Genomic DNA, 20,600 nt, shown 5'->3' on the forward strand with positions numbered 1-20,600 from the left:
AGGGAAGGAACGTGGCAATCCATTCTGTCAGTCAGGTCAACAAGTTCATAAAGGGCATGTTCGACCGGGAAAATGTATTGCGTGGCATTATGGTACGCGGCGAAATCTCGAATTTCAAGTGCTATCCTTCTGGACATTGTTATTTCACGTTGAAGGATGCTGGCAGCTCCCTGAAATGCGTGATGTTCCGCAGCCGCGCCCAGCATCTGCGCTTTCAGCCGGTCAACGGGCTCAAGGTGGTAGCGGCAGGTTCCATATCTGTTTATGAGCGCGATGGTGCTTATCAGCTTTATGCTGATTCATTGGCTCCAGAGGGGACAGGCGATTTGGCGCTGGCTTTTGAACAGCTCAAAACAAAATTGACTGGGGAAGGTCTGTTTGATGCGGTTCATAAACAGGCGCTGCCGGTGTTCCCAAAGAAAATCGGGGTGGTGACATCACTGGCCGGGGCGGTGCTGCGGGATATCTACCATGTGTCAAAACACCGCTGGCCATCTGTGCAGCTCGTCCTGCGGCCAGTGCAGGTACAGGGGGCTGGTTCGGCTGAACAGATTGCGGAGGCCATCCGGTTCTTCAACGAAAGTTACCCCGTCGACATGTTGATTATAGGCCGCGGCGGCGGTTCGATGGAGGATTTGTGGTCCTTCAATGAGGAATGTGTCGTCCGGGCTATCTATGCGTCACATATCCCAGTGATTTCAGCTGTCGGCCATGAAACGGATTTCACATTGGCTGACTTTGCTGCCGATGTCCGCGCGGCAACGCCGTCCAATGCGGCAGAGCTTGCCGTGCCGGATCGCAGCGAGCTCAAGCGTCATGTAGCCGGGCTAATGGCAAGGCTCACGGCACAGGCCCATAAGGGCATTGAGAGCCGGCGCCTCAGGCTGGATGCTGTCCTGCGCAGCCGGGTGCTGCAGAATCCGCAGCAGCTGCTGGCTGAACGACGCCAGCGGTTGGATGCTTTGCTGACGCAGCTGCAACAGCTGACACGGAATGCCGTGGTGGAAAAACGCCATGCGGTAAGTCTGGCCCTAGAGAAACTCGATGGTATGAACCCCGCCCGCGTGTTGCGTCATGGCTACTCCATGGCAGAAAAAGAAGGCCAGCTGGTCACAAGTGTTGCCGTATTGGCACCACATGACCGCTTGTCGCTGATAATGAAGGATGGACGTGTACCCGTCGAAGTCATGGAGACGGCTGCTGTGACAGCTACGAAACGTTCTCGAACCCGAAAGGATGGAAAGTAAGATGCCAAGAAAAAAAGAACTATCTTTTGAAGAATCGCTGGCAAAACTCGAGCAGATTGTTGCGCAGATGGAGACAGGTGACAGCAGCTTGAAAGAGCTCATGGCAAATTATTCAGAGGGCGTCCAGCTTGGCAGCAGCTGTATGGCGGCACTTGACCGCGCGGAAAAGACCATGGATTTGCTGGTCAGCGATGCAAACGGGAAGATTCAGGAACAAGAATTGCAGATAGAGGGAGAGTAATACGATGAAGTTCAAGGAACTGTGGCAGGAAAGACAGCAGCTCGTGGAGGCAGCGCTTACGGCTGAACTCAATAAGGAGACGCCGGTTGACCAGACATTGACAGAATCGATGGAGTACAGCTTGATGGCAGGTGGCAAACGCCTGCGTCCGGTTCTTTTGATGGCTGCCGCTGATGCGCTTGGTGCTGATGGCACGAAGTTCATCAAGACGGGCTGTGCCATTGAGATGATCCATACGTATTCGCTGATCCATGATGATCTGCCGGCCATGGATGACGATGACTATCGCCGTGGCAAGCTCACGAACCACAAGGTCTATGGTGCTGGCATGGCGACGCTGGCTGGCGATGCACTGCTGACGTTGGCCTTTGAGGTCATGCTGCGCCAGCCGGGGGCTGATGCCGAGACGCTGGTGCAGGTCGTGCGCGAGATGAGCACGGCTGCTGGCCCTGACGGCATGGTAGGCGGCCAGGCGCTCGATATGGAGTCTGAGGATAAGCAAATTGACATGGAGACGCTGCGCCGCATGCACATGGGCAAGACTGGTGCATTGTTCCGGGCTGCTATCCGCAGCGGTGCAATCCTTGCCGGTGCGGATGACAAGCAGCTGGTTGCGCTTACCGAATATGCAGATAAGTTCGGTCTGGCGTTCCAGATTACCGACGATATCCTCGATGTCGTCGGCGATGAGACCTTGATTGGCAAGCCGGTTGGCAGCGATGAGAAGAATCATAAGTCGACGTATGTCACGCTGACTTCGCTTGACGAGGCGCGCAAGCTGGCCCAGGATACGGTCGATGAAGCTGTGGCCGCCTTGGAAGGTTTTGGCTCTGAGGCTGATTTCCTGCGCGATTTGGTAACGTATCTGGTAGATCGCAACAAATAAACCGCAATTAATATTTTGGGAGTGCTTGGGATGAACGCATATCCATTGTTGGAGAAAATAAATAGTCCGGATGACATCAAGAAATACAGCTTATCAGAGCTTGAGGAACTGGCGCGTGAGCTGAGGGGATTCATTGTCGATACGGTGTCGGCTAACGGCGGCCATCTGGCGCCGAGCCTTGGCACGGTCGAGCTCACGCTGGCGCTATACAGCGTGTTTCGTTTCCCGCAGGATAAGCTGATTTGGGATGTCGGTCATCAGGCCTATTCACATAAGATCCTTACGGGGCGCCGGGGGCGTTTCCATACGTTGCGCCAGCTCGGGGGAATCACGGGATTTCCCAATCGGGCAGAATCGAAATATGATGCCTTTGGTGTTGGCCATGCCAGCACTTCAATCTCGGCTGCTCTCGGCATGGCCATCTCGCGGGATCTCTGCGGACGCCGCAATGAAGTCATCGCCGTGATTGGCGATGGTGCCCTGACTGGCGGCGAGGCCTTTGAGGCATTGAACCAGGCTGGCGATCTTGGCAAGAAACTCATCGTCATCCTCAATGACAATGAGATGTCCATCGATAAGAATGTCGGTGGCATGAGCGAATACCTGTCGCGCATCCGCCTTGATCCGCAGTACAACCGGGCCAAGAAAGATGTGGGCAACCTGCTCATGAGCATCCCGCATATTGGCGACAAGGCCTACCGTACGGCGCGCATCGTCAAGGACAGCGTGCGGTCGGCACTGGTACCGGGCAGCGTCTTTGAGGAAATCGGTTTCCATTATATCGGACCGGTGGATGGACATAACCTGAGCTTGCTGCAGGATATCCTCGGGCGGGCACGGCAGATGGAAGGCCCTGTGCTCATCCATATCCATACGAAGAAGGGCAAGGGCTATCTGCCGGCAGAACAGCAGCCGGATAAGTTCCATGGCATCGGTGCTTTTGACCGTGAGACCGGCGAATGCCCGAAAAGACAGGGAGCGCCGAGCTATACTTCGGTGTTCAGCAAGGCTCTTATCGAGCTGGCTGAAAAGAATATGAATATCACGGCCATTACGGCGGCCATGCCGTCGGGAACTGGTCTTAAGGCTTTTGGGGAAATGTATCCGGCTCGTTTCTTCGATGTCGGCATTGCCGAAGAACATGCTGTTACGCTGGCCGCTGGTATGGCTGCAGATGGCTGTCATCCGGTAGTCACGCTCTATTCGACCTTTGCTCAGCGCGCCTACGATCAGCTCATGCACGATGTCTGCCTGCAGAATCTGCCGGTCACGCTCTGCCTAGATCGTGCGGGACTCGTAGGTGCCGATGGTCCGACCCATCATGGTGCTTTTGACTTGTCATATCTGCGTCATATGCCGAACATGACGGTATTTGTGCCGAAGGATGAGGCTGAGCTGCGGGATATGCTGGCAACGGCGGTCAAGATGGATTCGCCGACGGCTGTACGCTATCCGCGCGGCGCAGGTTTCGGGGTGCCGCTGGCGGAAGGTTTTGAAGATATTCCCGTCGGCAAGGCCGAGGTGTTGGCAGAGGCTGAGCAGGGAGCGGTAGCATTGCTGGCTGTGGGCCCGATGGTACATCGTGCCCAGAAAGCAGCGGAGCTTTTGGCGGCTGATGGCATTGCGGCGAGTGTGGTCAATATGCGTTTCGTAAAGCCTCTTGATACGGCTGTTATTGCTCGCATGGCCGGGAAACATAAGCTGCTGGCTACGCTGGAAGAAAATGTACTGCCTGGCGGCTATGGTTCGGCGGTGGCTGAGTATCTTATGGATAGCGGCCTTTCCGCTAAGACTTCGTTATTGCGTTTCGGCCTGCCGGATAAATTCGTTGAACAGGGCAAGCCGGAGGAGCTCTTGGAGCTCTGCGGCCTGCAGGCAGATCAGATTGCAGCAAAGATAAAGGAAAGATTGAGATAATGGCAAAACAGAGACTAGATGTGCTTTTGGTCGAGCGCGGCCTGGCAGGCAGCCGGGAGCGGGCTAAGCGTATGATTATGGCTGGCGAAGTACTCGTCGACAACCAAAAAATCGATAAGGCAGGAGCAACGGTAAAACCGGAGGCGGAAATCCGCCTGCTGGGCAACGATATCCCGTATGTCAGCCGTGGTGGCTTGAAACTGGAGAAAGCCATGAAGGAGTTTGGCGTTGAAATCGAGGGGCGCCGTTGTGCCGATATCGGTGCCTCGACGGGCGGCTTTACCGACTGCATGCTGCAGAACGGTGCCGTGCGTGTTTTTGCCATTGATGTCGGCTATGGCCAGCTGGCTTGGAAACTGCGCACCGATGACCGCGTCGTCAACATGGAGCGTACGAATATTCGCAATGTGACGCCGGCAGATATTGGGGAACTCTTGGACTTTGCCTCGATTGATGTGGCCTTCATCTCGTTGACCAAGGTCCTGCCGGTAGCCTATACGCTGCTCAAGGACAATGGGGAACTCGTCGCACTCATCAAGCCACAGTTTGAGGCTGGACGTGAGTTCGTCGGTAAGAAAGGCGTGGTTCGCGAACCTTCGGTTCATGAGGATGTCATCCGCAAAGTTACAGAGTTTTCCCGTGAACTTGGCTTTGTTCCGATGGCGTTGACGTATTCGCCGGTCAAAGGACCAGAGGGCAATATCGAGTATCTTGTCCGTTTGTCCAAGGATAAGTCAAAGTCGGATACGGTAACCGAGGAACGCCTCACTACAGTGGTAGCTGAGGCACATGGTGCGCTGGATAAATAAGGAGCAAAATGATGCTGACCATAGCTGTCTTTCCCAATGTGAATAAGCCGCAGGCCCCCGAAGTGCTCAAACGGATCTTTGCGTTCTATCGGGATAAGGATGTGCGCCTTATGCTGCCAATCGATGAATCGCGTTTTTTTGATATGGAAGAATATGGTGTACCGGATATCGAGACGGTAGCAGCTGATATAGCCTTGAGTTTGGGCGGCGATGGAACGCTGCTCGGTGTTTGCCGGCGCTATGGTGCCATGGCGGTACCAGTCTGTGGTGTCAATATCGGCACATTGGGATTTATGGCCGACATCGAGCTTTCTGAACTTGAGACCAAGCTGCAGAAGATCCTCGATGGCGATTACCGCGTAGAGCATCGCCTGCTGCTGGCCGGCTTTGTCTGCTCCCAGGGCAAGCAGCGCTTTTTGGGTCATGCCATCAACGATGTGGTGGTCACGAAAGGCGGCGTCGCGCGAATGCTGCATCTTGGGCTTAGCATCAATGATTCACATCTGATTGACTACAAGGCCGACGGTGTCATCGTGTCGTCGCCTACTGGCTCGACAGCCTATTCGCTGTCAGCTGGAGGGCCAATCATGAATCCGACGATTCAGGCACTTTTAGTGACGCCAATCTGTGCCCATACGTTCAATATGCGTCCACTGGTGGTGGGCGAAGAAGATGTGGTGCACATCGAGATCGCAGCAATCCATCAGGATATCATCGTCACCTTTGATGGGCAGGAGAGTTTCCGCCTGCTGCCCGGTGATGAGGTCATGGTCATGAAATCAAATGTGCAGGCGGGTATCGTCAAGTTCGATGATAAGGACTATTATCAGATCTTGCGCACGAAACTCTGGAAAGACGTTTAATGATAGAGAATTGAGAGGTGTTGGCGGATGAAAAGTATACGACATGCTGTAATAAAAGATATTATCGAAGAACAAGTCATTGAAACACAAGAGGAATTAGCAGCTGCTTTGCGTGAACGCCGTATTCAGGTTACGCAGGCCACCGTTTCCCGTGATATCAAAGAACTGATGCTTATCAAGGTTCCTTCTGGGGATGGCCGTTATCGCTATGCCTCGCCAATGCAGAACACTATCTTGTTTACGGAAGACCGCATGCGCCGGTTGTTTGCGGATACGGTGACGGACTGTGATTACAGTGAGAACCTCATTGTGGTCAAGACCCTGCCTGGTGGCGCCAGCACGGTTGCCTCGGCACTGGATCATGCCAACTGGACCGAAGTCATCGGTACGCTGGCTGGTGATGATACGATTCTCGTCATCATCAAGCCCAAGGAGGCAACGGAGAAAATCCTGCAGCGCCTGCAGGAATACCTGAAGTAATTCGTCGGAAACAAAGGAGATCTATTCCATGCTGAAATCATTGACCGTCTGGAATTTTGCTTTGCTCGAGCATGTCCAAGTGGAATTTGGGCCAGGGCTCAATATCCTGACTGGTGAGACTGGTGCGGGCAAATCCATCCTGATTGATTCGCTCGGAGCCATCCTGGGCCATCGCATCTCAGCAAATTCCATTCGTACGGGCTGTGAATGGTTGCGCGTCGAGGCGGTGTTCACCCTCGACGATGAGTCTCTTGGTCTGCATGAGCTATTGGCGCAGCAGGCCATCGATGATTCGGAAGGCATGCTGATCATCACGCGGCAGGTAACGCGGGGCGGACGCAGCATGGTGCTTGTCAATGGCTGTCATGTGACGCTGGCGGTGCTCAAGGAAATCGGTGCGTATCTCGTCGACATTCACGGGCAGAACGAGAACCTGGCCCTGCTCAAGGAGGAGAGCCAATTCGCCCTGCTCGACCATTATGATGCCGACCTTTCCGAGGCACTTTCGGCTTATAGCCATTCGTATGCCGAATGGCGCAAATGTTGTCATGAGTATGCGGAAAAGGAACAGGCTGCCCGTGAATACGCACAGCGTCTTGATATGTTGCGCTGGCAGGACAACGAGATCACAGCGGCTCAGCTCAAGGACAATGAGGATGAAGAACTGGAATCAGAAATCCGCAAGCTGTCCCATGCCGAAAAGATTGCAGGTTATGTCGAAGATTCGTATAACCTGCTGGCAAATGGTTCGCAAGAGGGCATCAGTGTCTTAGTAGCACTTTCGCGGGTCAAGAAGGACTTGCAGGATATGAGCCGCTATGATGAATCGCTGGCCAATGCACAGAAGATGGTGGAAGAGGCTGTCATATCGCTGCAGGAAGCGTCCTATGAGCTGCGCGATTACGGCGAGAACCTTGAGTTCAGTCCGGAAAGGCTCGATAAGCTGCAGAGCCGTATGGATGTGATTTACCGGCTGCGCAAGAAGTATGGAGCGACGATAGCCGATGTGCTTGCCCATCAGGCCAAGGTCCAACAAGAGCTCAGTGACATCGAGAATTATGATGAGGACATGGCTGACCTCAAGTCCAGGATTGCCATGCTCGAGGAAAAACTCGGGCAGAAGGCGCAGACGCTTACGCAGTTGCGCTGTCGAGCAGCCGGTGAGCTTTCCGCAGCTATCGGTGGGCAGCTGACGGCACTGGGGATGCCGAAGGCTGTTTTCCGCATCGATGTGGCGGCAGCTGGCACTTTTCAGGCGAACGGTGCCGACAATGTGGCGATGTATTTCTCGGCCAATCCGGGAGAGGCAGAGCAGCCACTGCAGAAGGTTGCCTCGGGCGGTGAGCTTTCGCGCATTGCACTGGCCATCAAGGCTGTGGCCGCATCCCGTGATTCCTCAGTACCGAGTATGGTATTCGATGAGATCGACACCGGTATCGGCGGGCGCACGGCGCAGATGGTGGCTGAGCGGATTGCCCTCGTCGCTCGGTTCAAGCAGGTGCTGTGCATCACGCATCTGCCACAGATTGCCTGCATGGCCGATGTGCATCTCTACATTTCCAAGGCGACAGCCGGTGAGTCGACGGTAACACAGGTGCGGCAGCTGTCGGAGCGTGAGCGCATCAGTGAGATTGCCCGCATGGCCTCGGGGGCCGATATGACGACGGCATCCCTCGACAATGCCAAGGAAATGGTCAGCCATGCAAAGATGCGCAAAGAAAGTTTAGAAAAAAATTAATTTCTTGCAGGATTTTTACAAGAAAAAGAGAATATTAGTAATCGGATTCCGTGATACTATGTTTTATTTTTGTTGGAAGGAGGGGAAAATCATGGAAAAACAGTATGGCAATATTACTGTACTCGAGTCGACGGGCCGCAAGGACCAGTTCGGCAGCGAGTATTACTGGTGCCGTTGTGCTTGTGGCAATTTCACGATTTTTTCCCAGGAAGAGCTAGAAAGTGGTTTTATCAAGGACTGTGGCTGCGGAGGTGTGCAGGCACAGGAAAAAGAGAAGCAGGCGGTGAATGCGTCGGCAGCCGATGCAGCAGCTGCTGAGAAAAAAGAAGCAGCACCCCGCCGGAAAAAAGTCTTTGTCGAGTCGTTTGCCTCGCGTTGGTGCGGACTCGATGGCGTTGCTACGAACCCGAAACATATTCGCCCTTGGCCAGAGGTGAAACGCCGCCGGCGCTCATAAGACAACACAGTGGATTATGGATAAAACACTTCATTGCAGTTGCAATGGAGTGTTTTTATTTGTATACTTAAGAACGGTAATGATTTTTATATGAGGGGTTTTTTGATGCTTGGTATTCAATGCTATGCGATTTTTTGGTTGCTCATCAGCGGCTATGCGTTCCAGACACTGATGGCGCATACAGGGCCGGCCAATGAGGAAGAGCGCCAGATTTGGAAAGATGAGATGGAATCGATGGGCAAGTTCATGTCACCAAAGAGCATCGGCAAGACATTCTTGTTCATGTCGGTCACGCTGCTGCTCGTTGATGTCATGGGCTTTGTGCTGACATATCAATATGCTGAGCTGCGTCCATGGCAGCTCGTGGTCTTTTATTTTGTGGCAGCAGCGCTGCTTATCGATTCTCTGGTGGATTTCGTGCGCATGCGCAAGATCATGCAGGCCAAAGAACCAGATGAACTGGCAGCCTGCATGTCACGTTATGTCGAAGATGGCTCCCAGTGGAACAATATCGCTATCATTGCCGTAGGCGGCAAATGTCTGCTGGCTGTGGTGCTTGTCCTTTGGACGGTATTCCGCTGAGACCTGCGGCCTTGAAATAAAAACGAACAGATAGTAAAATAGATAGATATGAAGATTCGAGGAGGAGTAACGATGGACGAAGAGTTAGTAGAAAAGAAACTGCACAGTGAGGCAATCTTTGACGGCACATTATTGCATGTCAGACGCGATACCGTGCAGCTGCCGAATGGCAATCAGGCTACGCGCGAGTTCATCGAGCATCCCGGCGCATCGTCGGTCATTCCGGTATTCCCCAATGGCGATATCATCCTGGTCAAGCAGTATCGTTATCCGATTGGCCGCATCACTCTCGAGGTACCGGCAGGCAAGCTCGATGCACCTGACGAAGATCCCCTCTATTGTGCGAAACGCGAATTGTCTGAGGAGACAGGCTACGAGGCCGCGCATTTTGAGAAGCTCACGACGATTGCGACGACGGTAGGTTTCTCCAATGAATACATCCATATGTATATGGCTGAGGGGCTGACGCCGGGTGCGCAGCATCCCGATGAAGATGAGTTCATCAATGTGGTCCGGCTGCCGCTTGACGAGGCTGTAACGATGGTACTTGACGGCCGCATCTATGATGCGAAGTCAGCCGCATCTATCCTGATGCTTGAGCGCCGTTTGCGGGAGAGAAAATAGGCATCCTTGAATAGGGAGGTAAACAATGTTCGATTTTAACCTGATGCAGATCGTAGCTGGTCTGCCGGGACTTATTATAGCGATGGTCATCCATGAGTACGCACATGCGCAGGTAGCTGTCTGGCTCGGCGATTTCACGCCGCGCATGATGGGACGGCTGACGCTCAATCCGAAAGCCCATATCGATCCGCTCGGTATGCTGGCACTGTTCTTGGTGCATTTTGGCTGGGCAAAGCCCGTCATGATCAATCCGAACAACTTCAAGCAGCCGCGCCGTGATGATATCCTTGTCTCGCTGGCTGGCCCGGGAGCAAATCTCTTGATGGCTTTTCTGGCGCTGGTGGCCTTGGTGCTTCTGAGCCGTGTCGGCGTCCATATAACCGAGGGCATCTACTGGGTATTCATGCTGATTGTCGAGTACAATATCGGCTTTGCGATTTTCAATTTGCTGCCGCTGCCGCCGCTTGACGGCTCGCATGTGCTCAAGCAGCTTCTGCCGCGCGATCTTGCCTATCAGTTCGCCAGCCTTGAGCGCTACAGCTTCCTGATTTTGATTTTGCTCCTGATGACGCCGGTCCTCAGCATGATCCTGATTCCGATGCGCGGGGCGGTTCTCGAAGTTTTCCGTACGTTGCTGGGCATCCTTTTCTAAGGGCAGCGGCTGGCTATGGAAGATTACAAGATAAAGATCGATGCGTTTGAAGGTCCGATGGACCTTCTTATGCATCTTATCGAAAAAAATAAGATTGATATCTATGACATCCCGATTGCGGAGCTTACGCGTCAATACCTGGCGTATCTGGACCGCTTTCGGGAATTTAACATGGAAATCGCCAGCTCGTTTCTCGTCATGGCGGCGACGCTCTTGCAGATCAAGTCGCGGATGATGCTGCCGAAACCGGAGAAGCCGGCGGATGAAGCCGAAGAAGATCCGCGCTTTGAGCTCGTGCAGCGCATCCTTGAATATCGCAAGTTCAAGCAGGTCAGCACGGTGCTTGGCGATATGGCTGGCATCCAGGAACGCTTTGTCAGCCGTGAGCCGATGGATCTGCCGGTGCATCATCTGCCACCGGGCAATCTGTCACTCAAGATGCTCGTCGAGGCATTCCATACGGTGCTGTCGGTCAAGGAGGAGCTTTCCATCCCGAAGGCACTCGTCACGCCCGAGGCATTCAGCATCAAGGACAAAATGGCCGATATCTTGTCCTTGCTCGAGCGCAGCCGCGGCCGGCTGCTGTTCTCAGAAGCCTTTGTGACTGGCACGCGCAGCGAGCTTATCGTGACCTTTCTGGCCCTTTTGGAGCTCATGAAGCTGAAGACCGTGACAGTCAAGCAGCAGCGGGCCTTTGCAGAAATCTATATTTGTATCCGGGAGGAAGGACAACATGCCTGAAATGGCAGAACGGTTTGAAATATCGCAGCTTGGCCTGCTCGAGGCTGTGCTCTTTGCTGCGGGGAATCCGATAACAGCGGCGGAGCTGGCGCGTATCCTGCAGCTTGATGTGCTTGGTACGCAGAATCTCTTGGCCGAGCTCAAGAAAGAACTGGATCAGCGTCATAGCGGCCTTACGGTCCGTCAGGTGGCTGGCGGCTATCAGCTGGCCACGCGGCCGGAAGCTTTTGCTATCGTGGAGCGCCTGAGTCAAGTGGTGGATCGCAAGATCTCGGCACCGACAATGGAGACGCTCTCGATTGTGGCGTTCAAGCAGCCAATTACCAAGGCGGAAATCGAACAGATTCGCGGGGTGCGTGTAGAAAGGGCGCTGCAAAAGTTGCTAGAGCTAGAGCTTATCGCAGAAGTGGGGCGCAAGAATGTGCTCGGGCGGCCAATCCTTTATGGCACGACGGAGACGTTTTTACGCTGCTTCGGCATCAATACGCTTGACGATTTGCCAGCCCTGCCGACAACAGAAGAAGCAGCGGCAGGGCTCGATGCTGAGCAGATGGAGTTATTCCAGGAGGTGCAGCAGCTGCAGGCTGAACAGGCAGCGGGCACAGAAGAAGCGCCGGCGGCACATGAGGATATGCCATCGGCCAAATGATATGGGAGGAAATGGATTTGGTAGAGTTACTGGCACCTGCTGGCAGCCGTGAAGCGCTCACAGCTGCTGTGGAAAGCGGGGCAAATGCCGTATACCTTGCGGGCAGCATGTTTGGTGCCCGCGCTTATGCGAATAATTTTGATGAGGATGGCCTGCGCGAGGCCATCCGTTTTGCACACTTACGGGGTGTGCTGATAAATGTTACGGTCAACACGATCGTCAGTGATGAAGAACTGCCAGCGATAAAGGATTACCTGCGGTTTCTTGCGGATGCTGGTGCTGATGCCATCCTCGTGCAGGATCTTGGCGTGGCCAGGATTGCCCGTGAGGTAGTACCACAGCTGCCGCTGCATGCAAGTACCCAGATGACGGTGCACAGCCTCGAAGGCGTGCTGGCTTTGCAGGAGCTCGGCTTTACGCGAGTCGTCCTGTCCCGCGAGCTGTCCCTCAAGGAGATCCGTCATATCTGCGCGAATTGCCAGGTGGAGATCGAGGTCTTCATGCACGGAGCCCTTTGCGTCTGCTATTCGGGACAATGCCTGATGAGCAGCATGATCGGCGGCCGCAGTGGCAACCGCGGCCGCTGCGCCCAGCCTTGCCGTCTTCCCTATACGCTGGTCGACGACAGGGGGGAGGACGTGCTCGGTGACAAAGCGGGGAACTATCTCTTGTCGCCACGGGATCTCAACACCATTGATGTCATTCCTGAGCTCATTGATGCTGGGGTGGCCTCCTTGAAGATCGAAGGCCGCATGAAACGGCCTGAATACGTGGCGACGGTAGTGGGCACATATCGTCAGGCCATCGATACCTATTATGCTGGTGAGGGCTATATGGTAGCTGCTGAGGCCCGCGACAATCTCGCGCAGATCTTCAACCGCGACTTTACGACCGCATACCTGCTGGACCGTCCTGGTAAGCAGATGATGAGTGATCGGCGGCCGAACAACCGCGGCCTTTTGATTGGCCGCGTCACGGCATACGACTGGGATAGACGCATCGTAACGGTCAAGCTCAGCGGCCATCTGGCCCTTGGCGATCAAGTCGATTTCTGGGTCAAGGTTGGCGGCCGGGTGACGGCCACGATCCAGGAGCTTACTGATGCGCAGGGACAGCAGGTAACAAGCGGCGAGGCTGGCGACACGGTTTCCTTTGCGATTCCTTCGGCGGTTCGCGATCATGACCGCGTATTCAAGGTCTACGATGCTGCCCTGATGGAAAAAGGCAAGGCCATGTATACGGCCGGTGCGCCGGTGCGTCGCATCCCGATAACGGCTTGCGTAAAGGCTGCCATCGGCAAGCCGCTGACTATTGAAATTGATGATGGGCAGGGGCATAAGGCCAGCGCGGCTACGGCCTTTATCGGCGAACCGGCGCGCAAGCGGCCGCTTTCCGAAGAGATTGTCCGCAAGCAGGTGGAGCGTCTCGGCACATCGGTCTATGCACTTGAAAATCTTACGGTCATCATCGAAGGCGATGTCATGGTGCCGATGAGTGAGATCAATGAGGCGCGCCGCCAGGCTGTCGAGCAGCTCGATGCGATGCGGCTGGCGGAATTCGCGTTCCCGTCGCGGACGCTGGCGCCGCTCCAGGAGCCACGGCCTGTGCCGGAGAAAACAGCACAGCTCATGGTGGCTGTAGATACGGTAGCCAAAGCCAAGGCGGCTATCGAAGCCGGTGCTGATGGCATCTTGTTTGGCGGTGAGTCTTATGCCCATAAGGTCATTTCCCTAGCGGACTATCAGGAGGTCTGGCAGCTGGCCAAGGCTGCGTCTATCCGTGTGGATTTCAATCTGCCACGCATCATCAAGGGCAATCATCAGAAGCAGGTAGAAAGCTTGCTGCTGGGCTGGCAGGAATCGTGCCGCCCCGATACCGTGCACGTCCATAACATCGGTGCGGCCGCGCTCGTCAAGCGGCTGACGGATCTGCCCGTGCATGCGGATTACTCCTTGATCTCCTACAACAAGCAGACGCTGGCTTTCCTGAAAGCCTATGGTGCAGCGGAAGCGACCTTGTCGCCGGAGCTCAGCCTCAAGCAGGTACAGGCCTTGGCCAAGGATACGCCGCTGCCCCTTACCTGCATCGTCCATGGCCGTCTGGAGCTCATGGTTTCTGAGTACTGTGTGACCGGCAGCTTCCTCGGCGGTGTCGATACCGGCGCCTGCAGCCAGCCTTGTACCAAGGGGCATTATGCGCTCAAGGACCGCAAGGAGGCATTGTTCCCGCTGGTCATGGACCAGTACTGCCACATGCATCTCTTAAACAGCAAGAGCCTTTCCATGCTGCCGCATGCGATGAAATTTGCGCCGCTTGGGCTAAGCATGCGCATTGAAGGCAAGGCGATGGATGCTGGTGAGATCCGCCATATCGTCAAGGCCTACCGCAAGGCGATGAGCCTGCCTGCTGACCTCGATGAGGCACAGCAGGCCTGGATAAAGGCGCAGGAAGGCGAAGAGATCACCAGAGGTCACTATTTCCGGGGAGTGCTTTAAACGATGGAAAATGAATCGTTCAAGATATTAGAATATGAAAAGATCACGGCAATGCTCGAGGAGCGTGCTGGTTCAGCGCTGGGCAAAGAAAAGGCGCGGCTGCTCGTTCCAAGCTCAGATATCGCTGAAATCGCCGAGTGGCAGCAGGAAACCGATGAGGCCGTGCAGGTCTATGCCATGACAGCGCCGCCGCTCGGCGGCATCCGCGACATCCGCCCGCTGCTCAAGAAAGTGGGCAAAGGGGCGGTGCTTGACCTGGCGGAGATGCAGGAGGTCATGAGTACCCTCTATGCGATGCGCAATGTCAAGTATTTCTTCCGCGATCTTGAGGCCGAGGTGCCGATGCTCAAGGAATGGGCGCGCTCGCTGGAGATTCTCGGCCAGCTGGAGCGCAATCTCAGCAACACGATCGATGAGCATGGCAACATGCGCGAAGATGCGAGCGTTGAGCTGCGCCGCATCCGCCGGGAGCTCAAATCGTCGCAGGTGCGCATCAAGGACAAGATCAACAGCATCCTCCACGATACCGCGTATCAGAAGATGTTCCAGGATGCCATCGTCACGGTGCGTGATGAGCGTTATGTACTGCCGGTCAAGGCTGAGTACCGCGCACATTTCCCAGGGCTTATCCATGACCAGTCGGCGAGCGGCTCAACGCTGTTCATCGAGCCGATGGCCGTGGTGGAACTCAACAACGATGTCAAGCAGCTGATGCTTGCTGAGCAACAGGAAGTCCAGCGCATCCTGCGGCAGCTGTCCCAGGAAATCAGCCGTGACAGCGAGCCTTTGCAGGCTAACTGCCTGATTCTTGGCGACATCGACTTTGCCTTTGCCAAGGCGAAGCTCGCCCGCGACATGGAGGCAACGCGCCCGCTGCTCAATGAGGAAGGGCGGACCGTTTTGAAGAATGCACGTCATCCGTTGATTCCGCGGGAAAAAGTCGTGCCGACAAGCATCTCGCTGGGCGATGGCTATCGCATGCTGCTCATCACAGGACCGAATACCGGCGGTAAGACCGTCAGCATGAAGACGCTGGGGCTCATGGTACTGATGGCTCAGTCGGGCTGCTATCTGCCTGTCGATGCTGACTCGGAGATTGCGGTTTATCAGAATGTCTATGCCGATATTGGTGATGAACAGAGCATCGAGCAGAGCTTGTCGACCTTCTCGGCGCATATGACCCATATCGTACGCGTTCTCGAAAAAGTGGAAAGCGATGACTTGCTGTTGCTCGATGAGCTTGGGGCAGGTACTGATCCTGAGGAAGGTGCGGCACTGGCCATGTCGATTCTCGAGCGGCTGCTTGAGGTGCGGGCTACGACGGTGGCTACGACGCATTACTCAGAGCTCAAGACCTTTGCCTATACGCGGGAAGGCATTGAAAATGCCTGCGTGGAGTTTGATGTCGAGACCTTGCGGCCGACGTACCGCCTGCTCATCGGCATCCCGGGGGCGAGCAATGCTTTTGCCATCAGCCAGCGGCTCGGGCTCTCCGAGTCCCTTATCCTGCGCGCCAAGCAGCTGGTAAAGGCTGATCATGCGCAGTTTGAGCACGTCATCAATCAGCTGGAAAACGAGAAGATGATGTACGAGCAGATGAATGCCGATATCCGCGAGCGCCAGCAGCGCGTTACGCAGCTTGAGCGCAAGCTTGAAGATGCGAAGGCGGAGCTTTCCAAGAAGAAGGGTGACATCATCCGCAAGGCCAAGGAAAAGAGCGCAGCGATGATCCGCCAGACACGGCGCGAGTCTGAGGCTGTCATCAAAGATCTCAAGGAGCAGTTTGACGATCAGGGCATCCGCGCGCGCCAGCAGGCCATCCAGGAAGCCCGGGCCAAGATCAATGAAGCCTCGGACCGCGCAAGACCGGGTATCATGGCCCAGCAGGGTGTCGGCAAGAAGATTGATGTCAAGAAGCTGATGCCAGGCGATGTCATCTATGTCAAGAAACTTGATCAGAAGGGTACGGTCCTTGAGGTACAGGGCAAGGAGCTCACGGTGCAGCTCGGCGGCCTGCGTACCAAGGTCAAGGCATCGGGCTGCACATTCCTTTCTCACGCGGAAAAGGAGAAGGCGCCGGTGGCAACGGGCAGGAAACGCACGACGCAGTCGGGCTCGTTCCTGCAGAAGACCCAGAACATCGGCCGCGATATCGATATTCGCGGCATGATGGTCGACGAGGCGGAGATCGTGCTCGGCAAGTTCATTGACGATGCCGTTATCGCGGGACTCACGCAGGTGCTCGTCATCCATGGCAAGGGAACCGGCGCTCTGCGCAAGGGCGTCCATGAGTATTTCAAGCATCATCGCAACGTGGCGAAGTTCCAGTTTGCTGATATCAATGAAGGCGGAACTGGTGCTACGATAGTTGACCTTAAATAAAGACAAAGCAACGATTCGAGCTGTTCATTTCATAGACGATAAATTCGATTTGTGATACAATGAAAAAGTATAAATTTAAGGAGGCAGCTCATGGAGAAACGTTCAAATTCGAATACGAGCCGTCAAAAACGTCCCGCAAATAATGGCAGCAGCAATTTCAAGAAGATAATCCTTGGCTTTGGCTTGGTGATCCTGGTTATGGTCACTGGCATCGGCTGTGGATTCCTGACTGCCAGCATGAATACGAAGCCCGATTTGGCAAATGATATCTTGCCGCCGGCATCTTCGCAGATCTATGATATCAATGGCAATGAGATTGCCAATGTCCATGCGGCGGAAAATCGCCGGCCCGTCAAGATCCAGCAGGTCCCGAAGGACTTGCAGAATGCTTTTGTGGCCGTCGAGGATAATCGCTTCTACGAGCACAGCGGTGTTGACCCGCGCGGTATCCTGCGTGCGCTCTATACCAATCTTCGTGGTCGTGGTGTAGCCGAGGGTGGTTCGACCATCACGCAGCAGCTGGCGAAGAATGCGTATCTGACGCAGGAACGCACGCTGACGCGTAAGATACAGGAAGTGTTCCTGGCACTGCAGCTTGAGCGGCAGTATACGAAACAGGAAATCCTCGAGATGTATATGAACCAGATCTACTTCGGCCAGGGTGCCTATGGTGTTCAGGCAGCCGCGCAGACGTACTTTGGCAAGAACGTCGAGGATCTGACCCTCAACGAGTGCGCGATGCTTGCTGGCATCCCGAAGAGCCCGAACTATTACTCGCCGCTCAATAACCTTGATGCCGCGCAGGAGCGCAAGGGCACAGTCCTTGACCAGATGGTGAAATACGGCTATATCAACAATAATACGGCAGCTAAGGCAAAAGCCGAAAAGTTGCAGATTGTTAAGCCGGTCAAGAAGGACAGCACCACCGAGGCATCTTATTTCATCGACTATGTGACGCAGATGCTCATCGATAAATACGGCGCTGATGCGGTCTATAAGGAAGGCCTCAAGATCTATACGACTATTGACATGGATGCGCAGCGTGCTGCTGAAGCGGCGATGAAGCAGCTGCCGAATGTCAAGGTGGATGGCAACAAGATCCAGCAGCCGCAGGGCGCCCTTGTGGCCATTGACCCGCATAATGGCTATGTCAAGGCGATGGTCGGCGGCCGCGGTACTGATCAGTTCAACCGTGCGACGATGGCTGTCCGCCAGCCGGGATCGGCCTTCAAGCCGTTTGTCTTCGTGGCGGCACTTGAGAATAAGTTCACGCCGAATACGATCATCGACGACAGCCCCATCAACATCAACGGCTGGCGCCCCCAGAACGACAGTGGCAACTTCAGTGGCAAGGTCAAGCTCAGTGATGTGGCCCGCTATTCGATGAACGTGCCGACGGTCAAGATCGCGCAGAAGATCGGCATCGACAAGCCCATCTACTATGCACAGGAGATGGGAATCTCGACCTTCGTCCTCGATGGCCCGCAGAATGACCGCACCTTATCGACCGCTTTGGGCGGCCTGACCAAGGGCGTGACGCCGCTGGAGCTCACGAGTGCATACTGCACCTTTGCCAACAAGGGCGTGCACGTCAATCCGGTCGTGGTCATCAAGGTGCTGGACCGCAACGGCAAGGTGCTTGAGCAGGCAGAGCCGAAGCAGCGCAGCGTCGTCAGCGAAAGCAGTGCCGTTGAGCTGACGGACATGCTCGAAGGCGTCATCAAGAAGGGCACGGGTACCCGCGCCAATATCGGCCGTCCGGCTGCCGGCAAGACCGGTACGACAAGTGACTATCACGATGCCTGGTTCGTGGGCTATACCCCGGATCTCGTCTGCGGCGTCTGGGTCGGCAACGATGACAACACGCCGATGAATGGCGTCATGGGCGGCCAGCTGCCAGCACAGATCTGGAAGGCCTTTATGGAAAAGGCTCTGGCGCAGACCCCGGCCAAGAACTTTGATGGCTCCGTTGCCTCGAAACATGACAGCATCGGCGAGCTGGAAAATGACAAGAAGACGGAAGTCAAGAAGAAGGACGATGGCAAGAAGAAGGACGAGAAGAATGCCAAGGATGCCAAGGCGAATGGCGGCAAGCCAGCAAAAGGTGCAGATGCTCCGGCTGGCTCCAAGAATACTCCGTCCGCTCCTGAAGCAGTCGCCCCTGAGCCGGGCGGCGGCATAGCCAAGGGCCGTAATTGATATGCAGTAATGATTTGTAGTAAGTCTCAAAGGAGAGAGTTTGTTGGCTAATGTATTTGATACTTTGAAAGAACGCGGTTTCATCGCGCAGTGTACGAACGAAGAAGAGCTCAGAGAGCTTTTTGATAAAGAGAAAGTCACGTTCTACATCGGCTTTGACCCGACGGCGGACAGCCTGCATGCTGGTCATTTCATCGCGCTGATGGCGATGGCACATATGCAGCGGGCTGGCCATCGTCCCATCTGCCTTGTCGGTGGTGGTACGGGTACGGTCGGCGATCCGTCGGGCCGTACGGACATGCGCCGGATGCTGACGGATGAGGACATCGAGCACAACTGTGAATGCTTCAAGAAGCAGATTGCCCGCTTCATCGATTTCAGCGATGACAAGGCCATCATGGTCAATAACGGCGACTGGCTGCGCAAGCTCAACTACATCGATCTGCTGCGTGAGGTCGGTGCCTGCTTCACGGTCAACCGCATGCTCGCTGCTGACTGCTACAAGCAGCGCTGGGAGAAAGGCTTGACCTTTCTGGAGTTCAACTACATGATCATGCAGGGCTATGACTTCCTCGAGCTCAACCGCCGCTATGGCTGCAAACTGGAGATGGGTGGCGACGACCAGTGGTCGAACATCATCGCGGGTGTCGAGCTCAACCGCCGCAAGAATAACACGGCTGTCTATGGCTTGACGAACAAGCTCCTTACCAAGAGCGATGGCAAGAAGATGGGCAAGACTGCTGGCGGTGCCCTCTGGCTCGATGCGGATAAGACCAGTCCGTATGAGTTCTACCAGTACTGGCGCAATGTCGACGATGCTGATGTCGAGAACTGCCTGGCGCTGCTGACCTTCCTGCCGATGGATGAAGTCCGCCGCCTCGGTGCGCTTCAGGACTCGGCAATCAATGAAGCCAAGAAAGTCCTGGCCTATGAAGTCACGAAGATCGTCCATGGCGAGCAGGCGGCCGAGGACGCCAAGGCTGCCGCTGAGGCGATGTTTGGCGGCTCGGGGGCTGGGGCGAACATCCCGGAGGTCAAGGCCGCTGTGGGTACGAAGCTGCTGGATGTCATGGCAGCTGGCAAGGTTGTTGCCTCCAAGGGTGAAGGCCGCCGCCTGATCCAGCAGAACGGTGTGGCGCTCAACGATGCCAAAGTGGCGGATGTTGACTATGTGCTGACAGAAGCTGACTTCAAAGATGGCGAGGCTATCTTGAAGAAGGGCAAGAAAAAATATTATAAGCTTGTAAAATGATTAAAAATCCTGCTGCGGGGGAATCCGCGGCAGGATTTTTTTTTTGAATAGCGAAGAAAATAGTGAAAAAAGAATTGCTGGTTGTAGCGGTCGGTCAAATCGTTACAAATCATCGGCTATTACTGATAAAAGCATTGCTTGTTTGATTACTTTGCGCTATAATATAGGTAAGGAGAATGCTGTAAAACTGAATAGCAGAAACGAGATTGCCGCAGTCATGCGATGGCTGCTCCAGCAGGAAACACCATTATGGATGGGAATCGATAATGGATTCGCTGGTTTGTTGTGCGATTGGAATCTCCCCTGTCTCGGCAGGAGGGCACGAAGCGAGGATACTCAGTGCTTATGAGATGATGGTCAAGCGGCAAACGAAAGAGGCGAGAAAA

General features: G+C 54.9%; 19 protein-coding genes. All 19 read left to right on the top strand.

Annotated features, from left to right (window positions below; translation table 11 throughout):
• Nucleotides 1–11 precede the first annotated feature (11 nt).
• Complete coding sequence (gene xseA / locus BM322_RS00555; RefSeq protein ID WP_075427967.1) at nucleotides 12–1,247, top strand: exodeoxyribonuclease VII large subunit; 1,236 nt, start codon at nucleotides 12–14, stop codon at nucleotides 1,245–1,247.
• Nucleotide 1,248: 1 nt separating this feature from the next.
• The gene (gene xseB / locus BM322_RS00560; RefSeq protein ID WP_075427968.1) at nucleotides 1,249–1,488 is read left to right on the top strand and encodes an exodeoxyribonuclease VII small subunit; all 240 of its coding nucleotides are present in this window, start codon (nucleotides 1,249–1,251) and stop codon (nucleotides 1,486–1,488) included.
• Between the two features lie 4 nt (nucleotides 1,489–1,492).
• Complete coding sequence (locus BM322_RS00565; protein ID WP_075427969.1) at nucleotides 1,493–2,374, top strand: polyprenyl synthetase family protein; 882 nt, start codon at nucleotides 1,493–1,495, stop codon at nucleotides 2,372–2,374.
• Nucleotides 2,375–2,404: 30 nt separating this feature from the next.
• Complete coding sequence (gene dxs / locus BM322_RS00570; RefSeq protein WP_075427970.1) at nucleotides 2,405–4,291, top strand: 1-deoxy-D-xylulose-5-phosphate synthase; 1,887 nt, start codon at nucleotides 2,405–2,407, stop codon at nucleotides 4,289–4,291.
• Nucleotides 4,291–5,100 (top strand): TlyA family RNA methyltransferase, encoded by an 810-nt coding sequence (locus BM322_RS00575; protein WP_075427971.1) that lies wholly within the window; start codon nucleotides 4,291–4,293, stop codon nucleotides 5,098–5,100. Before dxs ends, BM322_RS00575 begins: the two co-directional genes overlap by 1 nt.
• Nucleotides 5,101–5,111: 11 nt before the next feature.
• Nucleotides 5,112–5,963: an NAD(+)/NADH kinase gene (locus tag BM322_RS00580; RefSeq protein WP_075427972.1), complete on the top strand. Its 852-nt coding sequence runs from the start codon at nucleotides 5,112–5,114 to the stop codon at nucleotides 5,961–5,963.
• Nucleotides 5,964–5,990: 27 nt separating this feature from the next.
• Nucleotides 5,991–6,443, top strand: a complete 453-nt coding sequence (argR, locus tag BM322_RS00585; RefSeq protein WP_075427973.1) for an arginine repressor — start codon at nucleotides 5,991–5,993, stop codon at nucleotides 6,441–6,443.
• A 28-nt stretch (nucleotides 6,444–6,471) separates the two neighbouring features.
• A complete protein-coding gene (gene recN / locus BM322_RS00590; RefSeq protein ID WP_075427974.1) occupies nucleotides 6,472–8,181 on the top strand; it encodes a DNA repair protein RecN in 1,710 nt (569 codons plus the stop codon).
• 91 nt (nucleotides 8,182–8,272) lie between these two features.
• Nucleotides 8,273–8,638 (top strand): hypothetical protein, encoded by a 366-nt coding sequence (locus BM322_RS00595; RefSeq protein ID WP_075427975.1) that lies wholly within the window; start codon nucleotides 8,273–8,275, stop codon nucleotides 8,636–8,638.
• Between the two features lie 105 nt (nucleotides 8,639–8,743).
• Nucleotides 8,744–9,220, top strand: coding sequence for a hypothetical protein (locus BM322_RS00600; RefSeq protein WP_075427976.1), 477 nt, complete (start codon nucleotides 8,744–8,746; stop codon nucleotides 9,218–9,220).
• 72 nt (nucleotides 9,221–9,292) lie between these two features.
• Nucleotides 9,293–9,844, top strand: coding sequence for an NUDIX domain-containing protein (locus BM322_RS00605; RefSeq protein WP_075427977.1), 552 nt, complete (start codon nucleotides 9,293–9,295; stop codon nucleotides 9,842–9,844).
• Between the two features lie 25 nt (nucleotides 9,845–9,869).
• The gene (locus BM322_RS00610; protein ID WP_075427978.1) at nucleotides 9,870–10,496 is read left to right on the top strand and encodes a site-2 protease family protein; all 627 of its coding nucleotides are present in this window, start codon (nucleotides 9,870–9,872) and stop codon (nucleotides 10,494–10,496) included.
• A gap of 15 nt (nucleotides 10,497–10,511) precedes the next feature.
• A complete protein-coding gene (locus BM322_RS00615) occupies nucleotides 10,512–11,237 on the top strand; it encodes a ScpA family protein (protein ID WP_075427979.1) in 726 nt (241 codons plus the stop codon).
• On the top strand, nucleotides 11,230–11,886 hold the full coding sequence (scpB, locus tag BM322_RS00620) for an SMC-Scp complex subunit ScpB (protein WP_075427980.1): 657 nt from the start codon (nucleotides 11,230–11,232) through the stop codon (nucleotides 11,884–11,886). Before BM322_RS00615 ends, scpB begins: the two co-directional genes overlap by 8 nt.
• A gap of 11 nt (nucleotides 11,887–11,897) precedes the next feature.
• Nucleotides 11,898–14,381 (top strand): DUF3656 domain-containing protein, encoded by a 2,484-nt coding sequence (locus tag BM322_RS00625; RefSeq protein WP_075428434.1) that lies wholly within the window; start codon nucleotides 11,898–11,900, stop codon nucleotides 14,379–14,381.
• A gap of 3 nt (nucleotides 14,382–14,384) precedes the next feature.
• The gene (locus tag BM322_RS00630) at nucleotides 14,385–16,763 is read left to right on the top strand and encodes an endonuclease MutS2 (RefSeq protein ID WP_075427981.1); all 2,379 of its coding nucleotides are present in this window, start codon (nucleotides 14,385–14,387) and stop codon (nucleotides 16,761–16,763) included.
• A 90-nt stretch (nucleotides 16,764–16,853) separates the two neighbouring features.
• Nucleotides 16,854–18,962 (top strand): transglycosylase domain-containing protein, encoded by a 2,109-nt coding sequence (locus BM322_RS00635; RefSeq protein ID WP_075427982.1) that lies wholly within the window; start codon nucleotides 16,854–16,856, stop codon nucleotides 18,960–18,962.
• Between the two features lie 43 nt (nucleotides 18,963–19,005).
• Entirely contained in the window at nucleotides 19,006–20,214 is a 1,209-nt protein-coding gene (gene tyrS, locus BM322_RS00640; RefSeq protein ID WP_075427983.1) for a tyrosine--tRNA ligase, read from the top strand.
• A 43-nt stretch (nucleotides 20,215–20,257) separates the two neighbouring features.
• Entirely contained in the window at nucleotides 20,258–20,563 is a 306-nt protein-coding gene (locus tag BM322_RS13475) for a hypothetical protein (RefSeq protein ID WP_177220790.1), read from the top strand.
• Nucleotides 20,564–20,600: the final 37 nt, after the last annotated feature.

The organism is Selenomonas sp. GACV-9 (assembly GCA_900116485.1).
GTDB classification, from domain to species: domain Bacteria; phylum Bacillota; class Negativicutes; order Selenomonadales; family Selenomonadaceae; genus Selenomonas_A; species Selenomonas_A ruminantium_G.